The organism is Streptomyces virginiae, from assembly GCF_040638905.1.
Taxonomy (GTDB): Bacteria; Actinomycetota; Actinomycetes; order Streptomycetales; family Streptomycetaceae; genus Streptomyces; species Streptomyces virginiae_B.
In genome coordinates this window covers 98,546-118,893 of sequence record NZ_JBEZYV010000004.1, presented here as the reverse complement: position 1 = coordinate 118,893, position 20,348 = coordinate 98,546, and the positions used below count along the sequence as shown (strand labels likewise).

Here is a 20,348-nt window from a genome sequence, read left to right as displayed (position 1 = left end):
AGCCAGGTGACACCACTGGCCGACGGGATCCTACTGGCCGCGGCGACGGCCCATCAGGGCGGGACGGGGGCTGCGAACGTGATGCGCGTCGCAGCCGGACCGCACGGGGGTGCTATTCCACCGACTTGTCCTTGAACGGCGCCTTCCGGCCACAGATCGCGGGCCAGTCCTTGGCCACGATGTTGGCGCACCAGATCTCGCCGTCGTCCTCGAACTGCTTCCACAGCTTGACCCGGAGGTCCTCGCAGTCCTTGTTCGGCGCGTAACGCGGGCACTTGCCGTTGGGCAGCTTGATGTCGTGCGCGCGCCAGGCGTCGAGGCCCATGAGGTCGGTGTCCTCGTGCGTGGGCATGTAGCGGTTGGCCGACCAGGAGGCGCCCATGGTGGCGAACAGGGCGACCGCGCACACCATGCCGGCCGAGAGCTGACGGATCGTCCGGCGGGGAATGACGCGCGCGGACGGGGCGGCGGAGGCCGGCCGCAGGGTCCGCTCGGTCCAGCCGGAGCCCCGCTGGACCGCCGCCATCACGCCGAGGACGGCCAGGATCATCAGCGAGTACATGATGATCCAGGTGGTCCGCGGGAAGAGCTGGACCGCCTTGTCGTGCGCCATGTGCGAGGCGAACCAGAACCGGGCCAGCCAGGCGCCGGCGAGCACCGCCGCGGCGGTGCGGACCATGACGTTGCGCAGGCCGAGGCCGACCCCGAGGCCCACACCGAGGATCAGCAGCAGCGCGAACCCGGTCTGGCCGGCCATCTCGCCGGAGACGGGCCACTGGTGGTACTTGATGTAGCCCGTACGGTCGGAGATCCAGCCGAGGACGTACCCCGGGTCGGCGTACACGCCGAGGTAGGCGTACCGGTCCGGGGTCTGCGAGCCCAGGCGCACCATCTGGTAGAGCAGCGGGGCGCCGATGATCCCGGCCGTGGCCAGGACGGACCCGGCGTACAGCGCCGCCCGCTTCAGCGCGGGGCCGCCGGCCCGCCACGGGAAGAGGAAGAGGAAGAGGACGGCGGCGCCGGGCGCGGCCCAGACGAACCAGCCCGAGTACCAGAGGAAGAGCCCGCCGAAGATCGCGCCGAGGCCGGCCCCGCGCAGCACCAGGGCCTTCGCGGTGCGGCCGGCGGACCGGCGCAGCTCGCGGAAGCAGTACCCGAGGAGCGGCAGCAGCACGATCATCACGACGTGGCTGTACGGGCGGACCGGGTCGAGGAAGAGCACGGCCGACGGGACGGCGATCAGCAGCGCCCAGAAGGGACGGAGCAGCAGCCGCCACGCCAGGTACGCCATCGGGCCGACGAGGGCGCTGAAGACGATCTGCAGGTCGTGCAGGGCGAAGCCGGAGGTGCCGAGGCCGTCGTAGCGGACCTTGGCCCACAGGGCGATCAGCGCCGGGAACGCGGGCGGGTAGATGCCGGACATGCCCTCGCCCGACAGGAACGAGTTGGCCATCTCCACCAGGACGCTCGGGTCGCCCTCCTGGCCGCCGAGCGGGTGCGGGGTGCCGCGCAGCGCGACGACGATGCCGCCCGCCACCACGCCGGTGACCAGCCCTGCCAGGGCGGCGCAGACCAGCCGCTTGACCAGCTCGTGGCGCCGGACGGAGCCCCGGTGGGCCGTGTAGAGCAGCAGTCCGAGCAGCGGGAGCCCGAGGACGGCCACGTACAGCTGGAGCTTGGCGAGTCCGCTGACCTGGCCGAGGCGGTTCATCGGGTTGACGCTGATGTGCCGGCTCAGCAGCGTGAATCCGAGGGCCGCCACCACGCTGACGACGACCTCGGCCAGGATCTGCACCCACCGCCGGGACATCCACACCCGGATCCCGGAGGGGGTCGGGCTGCTCTTGCCCCGTGCCGGTTCGGAGGGCCGCTGGGCCGGGGTGCCGGCCTCGCCGACCGCCTCGGGGGCCAGGTGTGTCATCTCGGTCCGTTTCGTGGTGGGCGGAGTCTGATCAGTTCTGGCCGGAGGTGAAGGCGTGCTTCGCCAGGGTGCGGGCGCCCGCCTTGTTGCCGCTGCGCAGCGCTCCGGGGAGCATCGTCAGCGCGTGCAGCCGGGAGGCGCTGTGGAAGCGGGCCGCACGGGCAGCCTTCGGCCAGCCGCGGGCGTCCATGCGGGCCGCGACCGCGGAGAAGTACCGCTCGGCCTCGGCGAAGCGGGTGCCGGAGAAGGCCTGGACCGACGACTCGCTGACGGCGTGCCGGCGGTACTGGAAGACGGTCGTCGTGTTGTCGATGACCATCTGCTCACCGCCTTCGAGCAGGTCGACCACGAGCGCGAGGTCCTGGATCACCGAGTAGTCGTCCCGGAAGTTCACCTTGCGCAGCACCTCGCCGCGCCAGGCGATCGACGGGAAGTAGAGCCAGTTGCCGCGCAGCACGCTGGCGGCCAGCTCCTCGCCGCCCATCAGGCGACGGCCCTTCACCTGCGGTGCGTACAGCCGCTTCTTGGTGTTGTCCGCCAGGCCCTGGGTCACCTGGCCCGTGCCGTCGATGACCTCGACGCCGGGCTGGATCATGCCGATGCCCGGCTGGGCGTCGACGATGCCGCGGACGGTCTCCAGGTAGTGCGGGTGAAGGACGTCGTCGCAGCCCATGATGACCACGTAGTCGGCCTCGGACAGCCGCACGCACTTCTGGAAGTTCTTGGTGATGCCGAGGTTCTGCTCGTTGCGCGTGTAGTGCACGCGGTCGTCGCCGAGTCCGGCGAACCAGCCCGGTACGTCGGGCTCCTTGCCGTCGTCGATCACGACGAGGCGGAAGTCCCGGTCCGTCTGCGCCAGCACGCTGCGGACGGCGTCCTGCATCAGCTGCACGTCCCCGTAGTAGGGGAGCATGAAGTCGAAGGTCACCATGGAGCTTCAGGCCTTCACGGAGTCGGAGTCGGCCGCGGCGTCCGCGGCGGCGTCAGCGTCAGCGCCGGCACCGGCGTCCGGTGTGGAGCCGGAGGCGGACCCCGCCCCCAGCCGCTCGCCGTTGTGGCGCGTGCCCTCGTTGATGGCCACCGTCCGGGCGAGGTCGGTGATCTTCTTCTCCAGCGAGCGGAACCGCAGGAAGGTGTTGAGCGTGAGGAAGCCCATCGCGAGGACCATCACGTACAGCACCAGGTCGGTGCCTCGGCCGACGCCGAGCTGGTGGGCGAGCCAGGTGACGTCCGTCGGGCGGAGCACGGCGTACACGTTGACGATGACGAACAGGGAGAAGGCGATGCGCTTCCAGGCCCGGTTCTTCGCCTGGCTCCACGTGCGGATGAACACCAGGGCCATCGACACCGAGCCGACGATCAGGACGAGCTGGATCCAGAAGTACTTCATCGACGCCCACGCTCCCGCAGCGAAATGTCAAAGATGATGTTCACGCCGTTGATGAGGGACTGGCCCTTGGAGCGCGAGTATTCGGTGTAGAGGATGTCCACGGGCACCTCGGTGACCCGCAGGTCGGAGCCCGCCAGGAAACCGACGAGCTCGGACGCGTGCGCCATGCCGTTCATGGTGATGTTCAGCTGCTCGGCGGCCTTGCGGCTCAGCACGCGCAGACCGTTGTGCGCGTCGGTGAGCTTGAGCTTGCGGGCGGTGGGGCTGACGGCGGCGGCCGTGCGCAGGACGACCTGCTTGATCCACGGCACCTGGCCGTTCTGCTCGATGAAGCGGGAGCCGAGGACCACGTCGGCCTCGTCCCGCCGCAGCACGCCGACCATCGTCTCGACGTCCTTGGTCTGGTGCTGGCCGTCGGCGTCGAAGGTCGCGAAGTAGCGGGAACCGGGCTGGGTGAGCGCGTACTTCAGACCGGTCTGGAGGGCCGCGCCCTGGCCGAGGTTGACCGGGTGGCGGACCAGGTGGGCGCCCGTGGTCGCTACGTGCTCGGCCGAGTCGTCGGTGCTGCCGTCGTCGACGACGACGATGTTGGGGAACGTCTTGCGGGCCCCCTCGACCACCTCGGCGATCACCTGGCCCTCGTTATAGGCCGGTATGACCAGCCAGACATCGTCGTATTGGGACACGGTAGCTCCAGCGGAAAGTGGCACGTTCGAGTGCTCGGTGATCGGTGTGACGTCTCGGGCCGGCATGGTCATCTCCCGACCGCGCCCACGCCCGGGGCGCCGGTGTCTGCGTCGTCGGTCGTCTGCCGGGGTGCTTCACCGGCTGCGGCCGCGGTTCCGGGGAAGCTCAGCCTGAGGGCTGCCAGCATAGCGAGCACGGTGGCCGTCGATCCCAGGGCGTAAGCGACGATCACGCGCACGGACACCTCGCCGGGGATCAGGGTGATGCCCACCAGCACCGCGGTACCGACGGCCCAGCAGAGCAACTGCAGGTTGTGCCGCTTGAATACCATGAGCGCCTGTCCGAGGACCATCGCGAACATGTACGCCGCGGTACCGGCGGACAGCAGGAAGAAGTCGAAGCTGCCCAGCACCGGGTCCTGGATGCCGAAGAGCACCTCGATGAGCCAGGGGCCGAGCGCCGTGGCGGGCACGCCGCCGAGCAGGCCGAGCGCTCCGACGACCATCGCGATCCGGCGCAGCATCGCCCAGAAGGCCGCGCGGTCTCCGGCGGTGAAGGCGGCGGTCAGGCCGCTGAGCAGCGAGGCCTGGAGCGAGCCGAAGACGAAGAGCGGTACGCGCGCGAGGACCGTCGCGCTCATCAGCGCCGCGATCAGTGCGCTGTCGGACGGTGCCAGGAGCTTGGTGCTCACCACGGCGGCGTTCACGACCAGTTGGGACAGCAGGGTCGCGCAGACCAGCAGGCCGAGGCCGCCCGACAGCTCCCGCCAGGCGATCTGCTCGCCGGGGCCGACCGCGCGCAGCAGTGCGGGCAGCGTCACCAGCGTCGCGACCACGGGTGCGACGGCCAGGATGAGGCTGAAGGCCAGTGCCGAGTGCAGTCCGAAGAGGGCGCACCCGAAGGCGAGCACGATCCGCAGCCCGCCGTCGACGGCGAGCTGGGTGCCGTACGCGCCGAAGCGGCCGAGGCCCGCCAGCACACCGCGGGTCAGGTAGCAGACGGCCATGCCGGTGAAGGCGCCGCCGAGCGCGGCCACCAGGGCGCGGTCCCCGTGGAACAGCAGGTCGGCGACGGGGCCGGCGCCGAGGACGAGGATCAGCAGGGTCGCGCCGAGGATGCCGGCGGTGAGCAGGCCGGCGCGGCGCAGCACCGGGGCCGTTCCCTGACCGAGGACGACCCGGGCGGAGACGATCCGGGTGAGCTCCTGCTCCAGGGGGAAGAAGATGCCGATGCCGAGGGACATCACGATCGTCCACAGCACCGAGACGTTGGCATAACCCGCATCGGACAGGCTGTGACCGGCCACGCCCAGGTGGGCGTACGAGGCCGCGCCGAGCACGACGGTGCCGCCGGCCACCGCGACGGTGCCCGGCGGCAGCGCCGCGCTCAACTTGTTCACCAGGGTTTTCATCCCGTGGGGCCGTTCCGGGCCGCCTTCGCGAGTGCGGCGAAGCCGGGGGTGGCGAGCGCCTTGGCCAGCTGGTCGCGCCAGTCGGGGAGCGGGTCCAGTCCGGCCTCCTCCTTCCACGCGTCGTGCGCGAGCACGCTGAAGGCGGGGCGGGCGGCGGGGCGGACGAACGCCTCGGAGTTGGTCGGCCGGATCCGCTCGGGGTCCAGGCCGCTCAGCCGGTAGGTCTCGCGCGCCAGTCCCATCCAGGTGGTCCGGCCGCTCGCGGTGCCGTGGTAGATCCCGCCCATGGCATGGCCCCTGAGGGCCGACAGGCCGAGGTCAACCAGGTGGCGGGCGAGCGCGTAGGACCAAGTGGGCTGGCCGTGCTGGTCGTCGACCACGTCGAGGGTGTCGCGCTGGGCGGCCAGCTTCAGCATGGTGGCGACGAAGTTCGGCCCGTGCTCGCCGTACAGCCAGGCGGTCCGTACGACGTAACCGTCCTGCGGCAGCAGCTCGGTGACGGCCTGCTCGCCGACCAGCTTGGAACGCCCGTAGGCGTTGACCGGGCCGGTCTCGGCGTCCTCCCGGTACGGCTCCGAGGCGTCGCCGGGGAGCACGTAGTCGGTGGAGACGTGGATCAGGCGCACATGGGCGGCGGCGCACGCCTCGGCGAGGACGCGTACGGCGGTGCCGTTGACGGCGGTGGCGGCCTCCTCGGCCGTCTCGGCGCCGTCCACGTCCGTCCAGGCCGCGCAGTTGACGACCACGGTGACGTCCTCGACCGCGGCGCGGACCGCGGCCGGGTCGGTGATGTCGAGGTCGGCGCGGCCCAGGCCCACGGCCTCGATGCCGGCGCGCTTCAGGACCGTCAGGACGTCCTGGCCGAGCATCCCGGCGGCACCGGTGACGAGCCAGCGGCCGGCGAACGAGTCGGTGCTCACTTCTGCAGGGCCGCCTTCGCCTTCAGCGGCTCCCACCAGGCGCGGTTCTCGCGGTACCAGTCGATGGTGGCCTTGATGCCGTCCTCGAAGGTGACCTGCGGGGCGTAGCCCAGCTCCGCACCGATCTTGCTGATGTCGATGGAGTAGCGCAGGTCGTGGCCCTTGCGGTCCTCGACGTGCTCGACCATGTCCCAGCCCAGGCCCGCGGCCTCCAGCAGGACGCCGGTGAGCTCCTTGTTGGTGAGTTCGGTGCCGCCGCCGATGTTGTAGACCTCGCCGGCGCGGCCCTTGCGCATGGCCAGGTCGATGCCGCGGCAGTGGTCGGAGACGTGCAGCCAGTCGCGGACGTTGCCGCCGTTGCCGTACAGCGGGACCTTCTTGCCGTCCATCAGGTTCGAGACGAACAGCGGGATGACCTTCTCCGGGAACTGGTAGTGCCCGTAGTTGTTGGAGCAGCGGGTGACGACCACGTCCATGCCGTGCGTGCGCGCGTAGGCCAGCGCCAGCAGGTCGGAGGACGCCTTGGAGGCGGAGTACGGGGAGTTCGGCACCAGCGGCCACTCCTCGGTCCAGGAGCCCTCGGTGATCGAGCCGTAGACCTCGTCGGTGGAGATGTGGACGAAGCGGCCGACGCCGTGCTTGCGGGCGGCGTCCAGCAGCACCTGGGTGCCGACGACGTTCGTCATGACGAAGGGTCCCGCGCCGGCGATCGACCGGTCCACGTGGGACTCGGCGGCGAAGTGCACGACCACGTCGTGGCCGGCCATCACCTGGTCGACGGCCTCCGCGTCGCAGATGTCGCCCTTGACGAAGCGGTATCCGGAGTGGCCCGCGACCGGGGCGAGGTTGGCCTCGACGCCCGAGTAGGTCAGCTTGTCGAAGACGGTGATCTGCGCCGTGGCGTCTGCACCGAGCTGCTGGCGGACGAATTCTGAACCGATGAAGCCGGCGCCGCCGGTCACGAGGATGCGCATAATACGAAGAGTCTAGCCGCCTGCCGAACGTCACACGCCGGACGGTCGGACCGCCCCGGCCCTCTCGCATAGGGTTCACCCATGCGTGGAATCCTTTTGGCCGGTGGCACCGGATCGCGACTCTGGCCGCTGACTCGGGCCGTCTCGAAGCAGCTGCTGCCCGTCTTCGACAAGCCGATGATCTACTACCCGCTCTCCACCCTGGTGATGGCGGGTATCAGCGAGATCCTGATCATCACCACCCCTGAAGACCGCGACCAGTTCGAGCGGCTGCTCGGCGACGGTTCGCAGTTCGGCCTGCGGCTGGAGTACGCGGTCCAGGAGCGCCCCGAGGGCATCGCCCAGGCGTTCGTGCTCGGCGCCGACTTCATCGGCGACGAGTCCGTCGCACTGATCCTCGGCGACAACATCTTCCACGGCAGCGGCCTCGGCACCCGCCTCGCCCAGCACACGGACGCCAAGGGCGGCCGTGTGTTCGCGTACCCGGTGGCGGACCCGACCGCCTACGGCGTCGTGGAGTTCGACGAGACGGGCCAGGCCATCTCCATCGAGGAGAAGCCGGTCAAGCCCAAGTCCCGCTACGCCGTGCCGGGTCTGTACTTCTACGACAACCAGGTCGTGGAGATAGCCAAGGGGCTCAAGCCCAGCGCCCGCGGCGAGCTGGAGATCACCGCCGTCAACGACGCCTATCTCCAGGCCGGCGAACTGAACGTCACCATCCTCGACCGCGGCACCGCCTGGCTCGACACCGGCACCTTCGTCTCGATGGTCCAGGCCTCCGAGTTCGTGCGCGTGATCGAGGAGCGTCAGGGCTTCAAGATCGGCTGCATCGAGGAGGCGGCCTGGCGGGCCGGCCTCATCGACTCCGCCCAGCTGCGCGCGCTCGCCGAGCCGCTGACCAAGAGCGGCTACGGCACCTACCTCCTGGCCCTGCTCGACGAGGAGGAGGGCAAGTGAAGTTCCGCGAACTCTCCATCGCGGGCGCCTTCGAGGTGACCCCGCAGCTGCACGGCGACCCGCGCGGCCTGTTCACCGAGTGGTACCGCTTCGACCGCCTGGCGGAGGTCGTCGGCCACCCGCTGAACCTGGCCCAGGCGAACCTCTCCGTCTCCGCCGCCGGCGTGGTCCGCGGCATCCACTTCGCCGACGTGCCGCGCGGCCAGGCCAAGTACGTGACCTGCGTGCGCGGCGCCGTGCTCGACGTCATCGTGGACCTCCGGGTGGGCTCCCCCACCTTCGGCACGTGGGAGGGCGTGCGCCTCGACGACGTCGACCGCCGCGCCGTCTACATCCCCGAGGGCCTCGGCCACGGCTTCTGCGCCCTGAGCGACGACGCGACCCTGTCGTACCTGTGCTCGGAGACGTACAACCCGACCGGCGAGCACTCGGTCCACCCGCTCGACCCGGACCTGGGCATCGAGTGGCCGGCCGAGGTCCCGCAGCTGTCCGCGCGCGACGAGGCCGCCCCGTCGCTGGCCGAGGCGATCGCGACCGGGCTGCTCCCGGACTTCGCCGCCTGCAACGAGTTCACCGAGTCGCTCCGCGTGAGCTGACCGGCCGCCGCAGGCAGGCACGAACGTAGAGAGGGCCGCACCCCGCACGGGGTGCGGCCCTCTTCCCGTACCCGGTTTTCGTTGCCGGTTCCGTTTCCGATTCCGGGGAACGCCGAAGGGCCCCGCCCCACCGCCGAAGCGATGGGCCGGGGCCCTCCAGTGCAACTTGGTGCCCGATCAACGAGCTACCAGGTCAGAACACGAATTACTTCGTGATCTTGGTGACCTGGCCGGCGCCCACGGTACGACCACCCTCACGGATGGCGAACTTCAGGCCCTCCTCCATGGCGACCGGCTGGATCAGCGCGACCGACATCTCGGTGTTGTCGCCCGGCATGACCATCTCCGTGCCGGCCGGCAGGGTGACGACACCCGTGACGTCCGTGGTACGGAAGTAGAACTGCGGACGGTAGTTGTTGAAGAAGGGGGTGTGACGGCCACCCTCGTCCTTCGACAGGATGTAGGCCTGGGCCTCGAACTCGGTGTGCGGCGTGACCGAACCCGGCTTGATGATGACCTGGCCGCGCTCGACGTCCTCGCGCTTGATGCCACGGAGGAGCAGACCGACGTTCTCGCCCGCCTGGCCCTCGTCGAGCAGCTTGCGGAACATCTCGATACCGGTGACCGTGGTGGTGGTCTTCTCTTCCTTGATACCGATGATGTCGACGGTCTCGTTGACCTTCAGGACACCACGCTCGATACGGCCGGTGACGACCGTACCGCGACCGGTGATCGTGAAGACGTCCTCGACGGGCATGAGGAACGGCTTCTCGGTGTCACGCGGCGGGGTCGGGATGGCCTCGTCGACGGCGGACATGAGGCCGAGGAGCTTCTCGCCCCACTCCTTGTCGCCCTCGAGCGCCTTCAGCGCGGAGACGCGGACGACCGGCAGGTCGTCGCCCGGGAACTCGTACTCGGAGAGCAGCTCACGGACCTCGAGCTCGACGAGCTCCAGGATCTCCTCGTCGTCCACCATGTCGGCCTTGTTCAGGGCGACGACGATGTAGGGGACGCCGACCTGGCGGGCCAGGAGCACGTGCTCCTTGGTCTGCGGCATCGGGCCGTCGGTGGCGGCGACCACGAGGATCGCGCCGTCCATCTGCGCGGCACCCGTGATCATGTTCTTGATGTAGTCCGCGTGACCGGGGCAGTCGACGTGGGCGTAGTGACGCGCCTCGGTCTGGTACTCGACGTGCGCGATGGAGATGGTGATACCGCGCTGGCGCTCCTCAGGAGCCTTGTCGATCTGGTCGAAGGCCGAGGCCTCGTTCAGGTCCGGGTACGCGTCGTGCAGCACCTTGGTAATGGCGGCCGTGAGGGTCGTCTTACCGTGGTCAATGTGACCGATGGTGCCGATGTTGACGTGCGGCTTAGTCCGCTCGAACTTCGCCTTCGCCACGGGGGTCCTCCTGGAGAGTGGTTCTGTACGCCTTACAGATCGGCGCCAGGTGATCTTTGCTGGAAAGCCGGCCGGTCCCCGGGGCAACGGGAGTGGTTCCTGTTGCCCCAGAGGCTGCCGGTGACAAGCCTAAAGCGTGTACTCCGAAGAGTTACTCGCCCTTGGCCTTCGCGATGATCTCCTCGGCGACGTTCCGGGGAACCTCGGCGTAGGAGTCGAACTGCATCGAGTAGCTGGCGCGACCCGAGGTCTTGCTGCGGAGGTCGCCGACGTAGCCGAACATCTCCGACAGGGGCACGAGGCCCTTGACGATCTTGGCTCCGTGACGGTCCTCCATGGCCTGGATCTGGCCACGGCGGGAGTTGATGTCGCCGATGACGTCACCCATGGACTCCTCCGGCGTGGTGACCTCGACGGCCATCATCGGCTCGAGGAGCACGGGAGAAGCCTTGCGCGCGGCCTCCTTGAAGGCCTGCGAACCGGCGATCTTGAAGGCGAGCTCGGAAGAGTCGACCTCGTGGTAGCCGCCGTCGAGAAGCGTGACGCGGACGCCCGTCATCTCGTAGCCGGCCAGGATGCCGAACTGCATGGCCTCCTGCGCACCCGCGTCCACCGAAGGGATGTACTCCTTCGGCACACGACCGCCGGTGACCTTGTTCACGAACTCGTACGCCGGGCCGTCGGCCTCGGTGATGGGCTCGATCGCGATCTGCACCTTGGCGAACTGACCGGTACCACCGGTCTGCTTCTTGTGGGTGTAGTCGTGACGCTCGACGCCCTTGCGGATCGTCTCACGGTACGCGACCTGCGGCTTGCCGACGTTGGCCTCGACCTTGAACTCGCGCTTCATACGGTCGACCAGCACCTCGAGGTGCAGCTCGCCCATACCGCCGAGAATGGTCTGGCCCGTCTCCTCGTCCGAGTGAACGTGGAAGGAGGGGTCCTCCTCCGCGAGACGCTGGATGGCGACACCCAGCTTCTCCTGGTCACCCTTGGACTTGGGCTCGATGGCGACCTGGATGACCGGAGCCGGGAAGTCCATGGACTCCAGGATCACGGGCTGCTTGTCGTCGCACAGCGTCTCACCGGTGGTGGTCTGCTTCAGGCCCATCACGGCGACGATGTCGCCGGCGCCCACCGACGCGATCTCCTCACGCTTGTTCGCGTGCATGCGGTAGATCTTGCCGATGCGCTCCTTCTTGCCCTTGACAGAGTTCAGCACCGCAGTGCCGGCCTCCAGGCGGCCCGAGTAAACCCGGACGAAGGTGAGCTTACCGAGGTGCGGGTCGCTCATGATCTTGAACGCGAGCGCGGCGAGGGGCTCCTCGTCGGACGGCTTGCGCTTCACGACCGTCTCGGCGTCGCGGACGTCGTGGCCCTCGATGGCCTCGATGTCCAGCGGCGACGGCAGGTAGCGGACGACGGCGTCGAGCAGGGGCTGGACACCCTTGTTCTTGAACGCCGTGCCACAGAACACCGCGGTGATCGTGGGCTCGCCCTTGCCCTTGCCGGAGCCGAGGATGATGCGACGGACGGCGGCGTGCAGCTGCTCCTCGGTCGGCTCGTCGCCGTTGAGGAAGAGCTCCATGATCTCGTCGTCGTTCTCGGCGACGGTCTCGACCAGCTTGCCGCGCCACTCTTCAGCGGTCTCGGTGTGGCTGGCCGGGATGTCGACGATGTCGTACATCTCGCCCTTGGTCGCCTCGGCGGACCAGACGAGCGCCTTCATGCGGACGAGGTCGACGACACCCTGGAAGTCGGCCTCGGCACCGATGGGGAGCTGCATGACGATCGGGACGGCGCCGAGGCGGTCCTTGATCATGTCGACGCAGCGGTGGAACTCGGCACCGGTACGGTCGAGCTTGTTGACGAAGCAGATGCGCGGGACGCCGTAGCGGTCCGCCTGACGCCAAACGGTCTCGGACTGCGGCTCCACACCCGCGACACCGTCGAACACGGTGACGGCGCCGTCGAGGACGCGGAGCGAACGCTCCACCTCGACGGTGAAGTCCACGTGACCCGGGGTGTCGATGATGTTGATGGTGTGGTCGACGTCCTCGAGCGGCCAGTGGCAGGTCGTCGCGGCGGACGTGATGGTGATGCCGCGCTCCTGCTCCTGCTCCATCCAGTCCATCGTGGCGGCGCCGTCGTGGACCTCACCGATCTTGTAAGACACACCGGTGTAGAACAGGATGCGCTCGGTGGTGGTCGTCTTGCCCGCGTCGATGTGGGCCATGATCCCGATGTTGCGGACCTTGGCCAGGTCAAGCGAAGTGGTAGCCATAAGGCTTCGGTCTTCTCTCGGTCTCGATGTGGGGTGGGACTACCAGCGGTAGTGCGCGAAGGCCTTGTTGGACTCGGCCATCTTGTGCGTGTCCTCGCGCTTCTTGACGGCAGCGCCAAGACCGTTGGAGGCGTCGAGCAGCTCGTTCATGAGGCGCTCGGTCATGGTCTTCTCACGACGGGCGCGGGAGTAACCCACGAGCCAGCGGAGGGCCAGGGTCGACTGGCGACCCGGCTTGACCTCGACGGGGACCTGGTAGGTCGCGCCACCGACACGGCGGGACTTGACCTCGAGGGACGGCTTGACGTTCTCCAGCGCGCGCTTCAGCGTGATGACCGGGTCGTTGCCGGTCTTCTCGCGGAGGCCTTCCATGGCGCCGTAGACGATGCGCTCGGCGGTGGAGCGCTTGCCGTTCAGGAGGATCTTGTTGATGAGCGAGGTCACCAGAGGAGATGCGTAGACCGGGTCGATGATGACCGGGCGCTTCGGGGCGGGGCCCTTACGAGGCATTCTTACTTCTCCTTCTTGGCGCCGTAGCGGCTGCGGGCCTGCTTGCGGTTCTTGACAGCCTGGGTGTCAAGCGCACCGCGGATGATCTTGTAACGAACACCCGGCAGGTCCTTCACACGGCCACCACGCACGAGCACGATCGAGTGCTCCTGCAGGTTGTGTCCCTCACCCGGAATGTAAGCGGTGACCTCGATGCCGGAGGTCAGACGCACACGCGCGACCTTACGGAGCGCCGAGTTCGGCTTCTTCGGGGTGGTCGTGAACACACGCGTGCAGACGCCGCGACGCTGAGGCGAGGCCTCGAGCGCGGGAGTCTTTGTCTTCTCGACCTTGTCCTGCCGGCCCTTACGGACCAGCTGCTGGATCGTAGGCACTACTTCTCCGGTTTCTGTGTGCCGTGTAGTGAAGCTAACCTGGAACTTTGCCGACCCACGCGGTCGGGTGTGTCGGACCCTGCACACTTCCACCGAGGTGAGAGGGGCACGGATCGCGGTGTGGTCTTCTCGGCTCACCGCGGGTCTTGAGCGCACGCGGGAGCCCAGGGCACACCCCAGGCACAAGGTCAGAGCGTACCTACCTCACAGAGGTAGGTCAAAACAAATGCCCAGCACGAAAACCCGCCCCGCGCAAGCGGGAGGAGGGCCGTTCGGCCCGGCGGCCCGCCCCGGCGCCCTAAACTGACACCTTGCCCGGGCGCCGGGCGCCCGCGAGTCGATCAGCAGGGAGCAGGACATTGGGGACCGTGGCACCCGAGCCGACCACAGTCGACGCCCGGCCCCACGCTCCGGACCGCCCGTCGGCCGTCCGTCGGTCCGTCCGCCGCTCGGTCCGCGGATCCGCCCGCCTGCGCGGCCCCCTGCTGGCCTTCCTGATGGCGGCGACCGCCTTCTGCGCGGCCTGGGTGGCCCGCGGCACCTTCCCCTTCGGCAACACCGGGCGGGCCGTCAACGACCAGGCCAACCAGTACGTGCCCTTCCACCGGGCGCTGTGGGACCTGGTCCACGGGCAGGCCGCCGGCGACCTGCTCTTCACCTGGCGCGGCGGATTCGGACAGCAGTTCCTGTCCGACTACCACACCTACCTCGGCAACCCGTTCTCCTGGATCGCCGTCCTGGTCCCGCGCGCCCACGTCGACCTCGCCGTCTTCGCCGTCACCCCGCTCACGATGGGCGCCGCCGCCGCCGTGATGACGGTGTACCTCGGCAAGCTGCACGCCGGCCCGTGGTGGCAGCGGGGCGTGCTGGGGGCGACGTACGGCCTGTGCGGGTGGGCGCTCAGCGACGCCTCGTACATCCCGATGTGGCTCTGGGGCCTGGTCGCGTTCCCGATGCTCGGCATCGCCGTCGAGTGGTGCCTGGAAGGGCGCCGCTGGCCGGGCGCGACCCTGCTGGTCGCGCTCGCCTGGTTCGGGAACTTCTACACCGCGATGATGGCCACGATGGCCGCCTGCGTCCTGCTGGCGATCCGCCTCGCCACCCGCGAGACGACGGCCCGGGAGCGGCTGCTCGCCCTGTGGCGGGCCGCCACGGCCGCCGGCACCGGGATCCTGCTCACGCTCCCGCTGCTGCTGCCGTCGTTCCTGTCCAGCGGGGCCGCGCAGCCCACCAGGGCCGCCGCCTTCGACCCGGTACGGATCGAGGTGTTCTTCGCGGGCATGCTGCCGGCCACGCACCTGTGGGGCGGCCGCCCCCGGCTCTACGTGGCCTCCCTCGGCCTGATCCTGGCCGGCGCCTTCCTCCTCAACACCGCCGTCGCGCGGCGCACCCGCCTGGTGTGGGCGCTCGCCACCGCGCTGGTCCTCGCCTCCTTCCAGTTCCCGCCCACGCAGTACGTGTGGCACGGGCTGGCCGTGCCGAACGGCAACCCGTACCGCGAGACCTTCGTCTTCAGCGGGATGGTGGTGGTCCTGGCCTGGCTGGCGCTGGCCAACCGGCCGCGACCCCGGCACCTGGCCCTGATGGCGGCCGTACTGGTCGCCGCCGCCTTCGTGCTCCGCCGCACCGACGACTTCGGCGGCTGGACCTGGCCGGCGGTACTCGGCGGCGGAGGCGTCTCGCTGCTGGCCCTGGTGCTGCTGCGGCTCGGCGACAAGCGCCGCTTCCTGGTCCCGGTGGCCGCCGTACTGATGGTCGGCGTCGTCCTCACCGAGTCCGCCGTGGCCGCGGCCGGCGCCGACGCCCGCCGGGCCCGCGAGCGCTGGGCCAAGCCGGTCCCCACCTCGAACCAGTCGATCACCCGGCACTTCGACGCCGTCCGCGGCGTCGAGGACTGGCCCGCCCACCGCACCGACTCGGGCGCGCCGCAGACCTCGTACAACGACGCCCTGGCGCTCCGCGCGGAAGGGCCGCAGTACTACAGCAGCTACCTCCCCGAGGCCACCTACCGGGCGCTGGAGCCCCTCGGATACGGCTTCAAGAACGACGGCCGGACCTTCTTCGGCGCCGACAACCCCGCGCTCGACGCGATCTTCTCGATCGGCGCTCGGGTCCGGCCGGGCACCGCCCCGGACAGCTGGACGGCCGAGAGGTTCCCGGCGCCCCCGCTGGTCACCGTCCGCACCGCCCCGTACGCCTCGCCCAACCCGGCGGACAGCGTCTACGCCCGCCAGGAGGCCGTCCTGGGCGCCACGGTCTACGAGGTCCCGCAGGTCACCCGCGGCGGCGACCCCGAGGTCCAGACGTACGCCGCCCGGTGCCGGCCCGGCTCCGAGGCCTACTGGTACTCCCCCGCCCTCTACGGCACCCTCAGCTCGGGGGACACCGAGAAGCCGCTGGAGGACGAGGTGACGGGGGTGACCCCGCTCGGCCCCGTCCCCGCCTCCGGCAAGGTCGACGTCACCGTGCGGACCCGTACGAAGGGCGCCGACGCGGGCGCCCACCCGCTGGGCTGCCTGGACCGGACGGCCCTCGGCTCGGCCGTCGACCGTCTGAAGGCCACCGGCGCCACCGCGGTCGAGGTCGGCGGTCACTCGATCGAGGCGACGGTCCCCCCGAACACCCGGGGCACCGCGGTCATCGCCACCACCGCCGTCCCCGGCTGGAGCTGCTCGGCCCCGGTCAAGCCCTTCCACGGCCTCCTGGCCGTGGACCTCCCCCCGGGCACGGACAAGGTCTCCTGCACCTTCACCCCGAAGGGCCTCACCCCGGGCCTGGCAGCCGCCGCCCTGGCCCTCCTGACCCTCGCGGCGGTCCAGGCCGCCACCCTCCGCCGCCGCCGACGCTGAGCCGCCGTGGTCCCGCGGGGGAAACACCCCCGTGAGAATGAAAGAAGCCCCCCGCCACTCCTCTCGGAGCGGCGGGGGGCTTCTTCTTACGAGCCTCAGCCGTTGTACGGGCCGTAGTCGTAGTCCTCCAGCGGGACGGCCTGGCCGGAGCCGGTGCCGAAGGGCGAGTAGTCGATGTCGTCGTAGCCGACGGCCGAGTACATCGCTGCCTTCGCCTCCTCGGTGGGCTCCACCCGGATGTTGCGGTAGCGGGCGAGGCCCGTACCGGCCGGGATGAGCTTACCGATGATGACGTTCTCCTTGAGGCCGATCAGGGAGTCGGACTTGGCGTTGATCGCCGCGTCCGTCAGGACCCTGGTCGTCTCCTGGAAGGACGCCGCCGACAGCCACGACTCGGTCGCGAGCGAGGCCTTGGTGATACCCATCAGCTGCGGACGGCCGGAGGCGGGGTGACCGCCCTCGGTGACCACACGACGGTTCTCGGTCTCGAACTTCGACCGCTCGACCAGCTCGCCCGGCAGGAGCTCCGCGTCGCCGGACTCGATGATCGTCACGCGGCGCAGCATCTGCCGGATGATGATCTCGATGTGCTTGTCGTGGATCGACACGCCCTGCGAGTTGTAGACCTTCTGGACTTCGCCGACCAGGTGGACCTGGACGGCACGCTGGCCGAGGATGCGCAGCACGTCGTGCGGGTTGGTGGCACCCATGGTGAGCTTCTGGCCCACCTCGACGTGGTCGCCCTCGTGCACGATGACCTTGGCGCGCTTCGAGATCGGGAACGCCGTCTCGTCGCTGCCGTCGTCGGGCGTGATGACGATCTTCTTCGTCTTCTCGGTCTCCTCGATCCGCACGCGGCCGGCGGCCTCGGAGATCGGGGCGACACCCTTCGGGGTACGGGCCTCGAAGAGCTCGACGACACGCGGCAGACCCTGCGTGATGTCGTCACCGGCCACACCACCGGTGTGGAAGGTACGCATCGTCAGCTGGGTACCGGGCTCACCGATGGACTGGGCGGCGATGATGCCGACCGCCTCACCGATGTCGACCAGCTTGCCGGTGGCGAGGGAGCGTCCGTAGCAGAAGGCACAGGTGCCGACCGCGGACTCACAGGTCAGGACCGAGCGGGTCTTGACCTCCTCGACGCCGTTGGCGACCAGGGCGTCGATGAGCACGTCACCGAGGTCGACGTTGGCCGGCGCGATGACCTTGCCGTCGATGACGACGTCCTCGGCCAGCATGCGGGCGTAGATCGAGGTCTCGACGTCGTCGGCCTTGCGCAGCACGCCGTCCTCGCCGCGAACGGCGATCTTCAGCTTCAGGCCGCGCTCGGTGCCGCAGTCCTCCTCGCGGATGATCACGTCCTGCGAGACGTCCACCAGACGACGGGTCAGGTAACCCGAGTCGGCGGTACGCAGGGCGGTGTCCGCCAGACCCTTACGGGCACCGTGCGTGGAGATGAAGTACTCCAGAACGGTGAGGCCCTCACGGAAGGACGCCTTGATCGGACGCGGGATGGTCTCGTTCTTCGCGTTCGACACCAGACCACGCATACCGGCGATCTGTCGCATCTGCATCATGTTTCCTCGGGCACCCGAGTCAACCATCATGAAGATGGGGTTGGTCTTGGGGAAGTTCGCGTTCATCGCCTCGGCAACCTCGTTGGTCGCCTTGGTCCAGATCGCGATGAGCTCCTGCGTGCGCTCGTCCTTGGTGATCAGACCGCGCTCGTACTGCTTCTGGACCTTCTCGTCCTGTGCCTCGTAGCCCGCGACGATGGCCTTCTTGGCCTCGGGCACGACGACGTCGGAGATGGCCACGGTGACGCCCGAACGGGTCGCCCAGTGGAAGCCGGCCGCCTTCAGGTTGTCGAGCGTCGCCGCCACGATGACCTTGGGGTAGCGCTCCGCCAGGTCGTTGACGATCTCGGAGAGCTGCTTCTTGCCCACCGAGTAGTCGACGAACGGGTAGTCCTCGGGCAGCAGCTCGTTGAAGAGCGCGCGGCCCAGGGTGGTGCGCAGACGGAAGCTGTCGCCAGGCTGGAACTCCTGCTCACCCTCCTCGGCGACCGGCGGCACCCAGCCGCGCGGCGGGATGGTGCCCACCGGGAAGCGGATGTCGACGGACGACTGGAGCGCGAGCTCGCCGTTGTCGAACGCCATGGTCGCCTCGGCCGTGGAGCCGAACGCACGGCCCTCGCCCTTGGTGTCACGGAGCTCACCGTCGGTGGTGAGGAAGAACAGACCCAGCACCATGTCCTGGGTCGGCATGGTGACGGGACGACCGTCTGCCGGCTTCAGGATGTTGTTCGAGGACAGCATCAGGATGCGGGCCTCGGCCTGCGCCTCCGCGGAGAGCGGCAGGTGCACGGCCATCTGGTCACCGTCGAAGTCCGCGTTGAACGCGGTGCAGACGAGCGGGTGGATCTGGATGGCCTTGCCTTCGACCAGCTGGGGCTCGAAGGCCTGGATGCCGAGGCGGTGCAGGGTGGGCGCACGGTTCAGCAGGACCGGGTGCTCGGCGATGACCTCTTCGAGCACGTCGTACACGACCGTGCGGCCGCGCTCGACCATGCGCTTCGCCGACTTGATGTTCTGCGCGTGGTTCAGGTCGACCAGGCGCTTCATCACGAACGGCTTGAAGAGCTCCAGCGCCATGGCCTTGGGCAGCCCGCACTGGTGCAGCTTCAGCTGCGGACCGACGACGATCACGGAACGCGCGGAGTAGTCCACACGCTTACCGAGAAGGTTCTGACGGAATCGGCCCTGCTTGCCCTTCAGCATGTCGCTGAGGGACTTCAGCGGACGGTTGCCGGGGCCCGTCACCGGGCGGCCACGACGACCGTTGTCGAAGAGGGCGTCCACGGCCTCCTGGAGCATGCGCTTCTCGTTGTTCACGATGATCTCGGGGGCACCGAGGTCGAGAAGGCGCTTCAGGCGGTTGTTGCGGTTGATCACGCGGCGGTACAGGTCGTTCAGGTCGGAGGTCGCGAAGCGGCCACCGTCCAGCTGCACCATCGGACGCAGGTCCGGCGGGATGACCGGCACGCAGTCCAGAACCATGCCCTTGGGCTTGTTGCTGGTCTGCAGGAACGCGGAGACGACCTTGAGGCGCTTGAGCGCACGGGTCTTCTTCTGGCCCTTGCCGGTACGGATGATCTCGCGGAGGCGCTCGGCCTCCTCCTCCAGGTCGAAGGACTCCAGGCGCTTCTGCAGCGCGGCGGCGCCCATGCAGCCGTCGAAGTACGTGCCGAAGCGGTCACGCAGCTCGCGGTAGAGGAGCTCGTCGCCCTCGAGGTCCTGGACCTTGAGGTTCTTGAAGCGGGCCCACACCTCGTCGAGGCGGTCGATCTCGCGCTGGGCGCGGTCACGGAGCTGCTTCATCTCGCGCTCGGCACCTTCGCGCACCTTGCGGCGCACGTCGGCCTTCGCACCCTCGGCCTCGAGCTCGGCCAGGTCGGACTCGAGCTTCTTGGCCCGGCCTTCGAGGTCCGCGTCGCGGCGGTTCTCGATCTGCTGGCGCTCGACGGAGACGTGGGCCTCCAGCGACGGCAGGTCGCGCTGGCGGCGCTCGTCGTCGACGAACGTGATCATGTACGCGGCGAAGTAGATGACCTTCTCGAGGTCCTTCGGCGCGAGGTCGAGCAGGTAGCCCAGGCGCGAGGGGACGCCCTTGAAGTACCAGATGTGGGTAACGGGAGCGGCAAGCTCGATGTGGCCCATCCGCTCACGGCGCACCTTGGCGCGCGTGACCTCGACGCCACAGCGCTCACAGATGATGCCCTTGAATCGGACACGCTTGTACTTGCCGCAGTAGCACTCCCAGTCCCGGGTCGGACCGAAGATCTTCTCGCAGAAGAGTCCGTCCTTCTCGGGCTTCAGGGTGCGGTAGTTGATGGTCTCCGGCTTCTTTACCTCGCCGTGCGACCAGGTTCGGATGTCGTCCGCGGTGGCAAGGCCGATCCGCAGCTCGTCGAAGAAGTTGACGTCGAGCACTGTGCGTCAATCCCTCTTTCGGGGTCGTGTCTCTTGATCAGTGGTCTGAACGGTCCCGGGGATGACGGGGGGCTCTGTTCG

General features: G+C 69.0%; 15 protein-coding genes. 3 read left to right on the top strand and 12 right to left on the bottom strand.

Going from position 1 to position 20,348, the window contains the following annotated elements:
• Nucleotides 1-112: 112 nt before the first annotated feature.
• From AB0F82_RS08390 to rfbB, 7 genes are all read right to left on the bottom strand, one after another.
• Complete coding sequence (locus AB0F82_RS08390; RefSeq protein WP_362625055.1) at nt 113-1,921, bottom strand: hypothetical protein; 1,809 nt, start codon at nt 1,919-1,921, stop codon at nt 113-115.
• 31 nt (nt 1,922-1,952) lie between these two features.
• Nucleotides 1,953-2,852, bottom strand: coding sequence for a glycosyltransferase family 2 protein (locus AB0F82_RS08385; RefSeq protein WP_362625053.1), 900 nt, complete (start codon nt 2,850-2,852; stop codon nt 1,953-1,955).
• Nucleotides 2,853-2,858: 6 nt separating this feature from the next.
• Complete coding sequence (locus AB0F82_RS08380; RefSeq protein WP_362625051.1) at nt 2,859-3,311, bottom strand: DUF2304 domain-containing protein; 453 nt, start codon at nt 3,309-3,311, stop codon at nt 2,859-2,861.
• Nucleotides 3,308-3,997, bottom strand: a complete 690-nt coding sequence (locus tag AB0F82_RS08375; RefSeq protein ID WP_356811238.1) for a glycosyltransferase family 2 protein — start codon at nt 3,995-3,997, stop codon at nt 3,308-3,310. The genes AB0F82_RS08380 and AB0F82_RS08375 overlap by 4 nt, the downstream gene beginning before the upstream one ends.
• A gap of 68 nt (nt 3,998-4,065) precedes the next feature.
• The gene (locus AB0F82_RS08370) at nt 4,066-5,397 is read right to left on the bottom strand and encodes a lipopolysaccharide biosynthesis protein (RefSeq protein WP_356811239.1); all 1,332 of its coding nucleotides are present in this window, start codon (nt 5,395-5,397) and stop codon (nt 4,066-4,068) included.
• Nucleotides 5,398-5,405: 8 nt separating this feature from the next.
• On the bottom strand, nt 5,406-6,278 hold the full coding sequence (rfbD, locus tag AB0F82_RS08365; protein WP_362625330.1) for a dTDP-4-dehydrorhamnose reductase: 873 nt from the start codon (nt 6,276-6,278) through the stop codon (nt 5,406-5,408).
• Nucleotides 6,279-6,325: 47 nt separating this feature from the next.
• A complete protein-coding gene (gene rfbB / locus AB0F82_RS08360) occupies nt 6,326-7,303 on the bottom strand; it encodes a dTDP-glucose 4,6-dehydratase (protein WP_356811240.1) in 978 nt (325 codons plus the stop codon).
• A gap of 81 nt (nt 7,304-7,384) precedes the next feature.
• On the opposite strand from rfbB, the gene rfbA reads away from it, so the two are divergent.
• Together rfbA and rfbC are read left to right on the top strand one after the other, a co-directional pair.
• Nucleotides 7,385-8,260, top strand: a complete 876-nt coding sequence (gene rfbA / locus AB0F82_RS08355; RefSeq protein WP_356811241.1) for a glucose-1-phosphate thymidylyltransferase RfbA — start codon at nt 7,385-7,387, stop codon at nt 8,258-8,260.
• Complete coding sequence (gene rfbC / locus AB0F82_RS08350) at nt 8,257-8,856, top strand: dTDP-4-dehydrorhamnose 3,5-epimerase (protein ID WP_356811242.1); 600 nt, start codon at nt 8,257-8,259, stop codon at nt 8,854-8,856. The genes rfbA and rfbC overlap by 4 nt, the downstream gene beginning before the upstream one ends.
• 205 nt (nt 8,857-9,061) lie before the next feature.
• Here the strand turns inward: rfbC and tuf are convergent, their stop codons facing one another.
• From tuf to rpsL, 4 genes are all read right to left on the bottom strand, one after another.
• Entirely contained in the window at nt 9,062-10,255 is a 1,194-nt protein-coding gene (tuf, locus tag AB0F82_RS08345) for an elongation factor Tu (protein ID WP_030653602.1), read from the bottom strand.
• Nucleotides 10,256-10,406: 151 nt separating this feature from the next.
• A complete protein-coding gene (gene fusA / locus AB0F82_RS08340; protein WP_356811243.1) occupies nt 10,407-12,539 on the bottom strand; it encodes an elongation factor G in 2,133 nt (710 codons plus the stop codon).
• A gap of 39 nt (nt 12,540-12,578) precedes the next feature.
• Nucleotides 12,579-13,049: a 30S ribosomal protein S7 gene (gene rpsG, locus AB0F82_RS08335; RefSeq protein ID WP_007265894.1), complete on the bottom strand. Its 471-nt coding sequence runs from the start codon at nt 13,047-13,049 to the stop codon at nt 12,579-12,581.
• Nucleotides 13,050-13,051: 2 nt separating this feature from the next.
• Nucleotides 13,052-13,423 (bottom strand): 30S ribosomal protein S12, encoded by a 372-nt coding sequence (gene rpsL, locus AB0F82_RS08330; RefSeq protein WP_007265893.1) that lies wholly within the window; start codon nt 13,421-13,423, stop codon nt 13,052-13,054.
• 368 nt (nt 13,424-13,791) lie between these two features.
• Between rpsL and AB0F82_RS08325 the strand changes: the two genes are divergently transcribed.
• Nucleotides 13,792-16,272 (top strand): YfhO family protein, encoded by a 2,481-nt coding sequence (locus AB0F82_RS08325; protein ID WP_362625046.1) that lies wholly within the window; start codon nt 13,792-13,794, stop codon nt 16,270-16,272.
• Nucleotides 16,273-16,367: 95 nt separating this feature from the next.
• On the opposite strand, the gene AB0F82_RS08320 is transcribed toward AB0F82_RS08325, so the two are convergent.
• Nucleotides 16,368-20,267: a DNA-directed RNA polymerase subunit beta' gene (locus AB0F82_RS08320; RefSeq protein WP_356811245.1), complete on the bottom strand. Its 3,900-nt coding sequence runs from the start codon at nt 20,265-20,267 to the stop codon at nt 16,368-16,370.
• Nucleotides 20,268-20,348 lie beyond the last annotated feature (81 nt).

What these genes read in the sequence shown, in the direction of transcription:
- AB0F82_RS08380 (WP_362625051.1), bottom strand. Translation starts at nt 3,311, where the DNA reads ATGAAGTACTTCTGGATCCAGCTCGTCCTGATCGTCGGCTCGGTGTCG.
- rfbB (WP_356811240.1), bottom strand. Translation starts at nt 7,303, where the DNA reads ATGCGCATCCTCGTGACCGGCGGCGCCGGCTTCATCGGTTCAGAATTC.
- AB0F82_RS08385 (WP_362625053.1), bottom strand. Translation starts at nt 2,852, where the DNA reads ATGGTGACCTTCGACTTCATGCTCCCCTACTACGGGGACGTGCAGCTG.
- rfbA (WP_356811241.1), top strand. Translation starts at nt 7,385, where the DNA reads ATGCGTGGAATCCTTTTGGCCGGTGGCACCGGATCGCGACTCTGGCCG.
- rpsG (WP_007265894.1), bottom strand. Translation starts at nt 13,049, where the DNA reads ATGCCTCGTAAGGGCCCCGCCCCGAAGCGCCCGGTCATCATCGACCCG.
- rfbD (WP_362625330.1), bottom strand. Translation starts at nt 6,278, where the DNA reads ATGCTCGGCCAGGACGTCCTGACGGTCCTGAAGCGCGCCGGCATCGAG.
- AB0F82_RS08390 (WP_362625055.1), bottom strand. Translation starts at nt 1,921, where the DNA reads ATGACACACCTGGCCCCCGAGGCGGTCGGCGAGGCCGGCACCCCGGCC.
- fusA (WP_356811243.1), bottom strand. Translation starts at nt 12,539, where the DNA reads ATGGCTACCACTTCGCTTGACCTGGCCAAGGTCCGCAACATCGGGATC.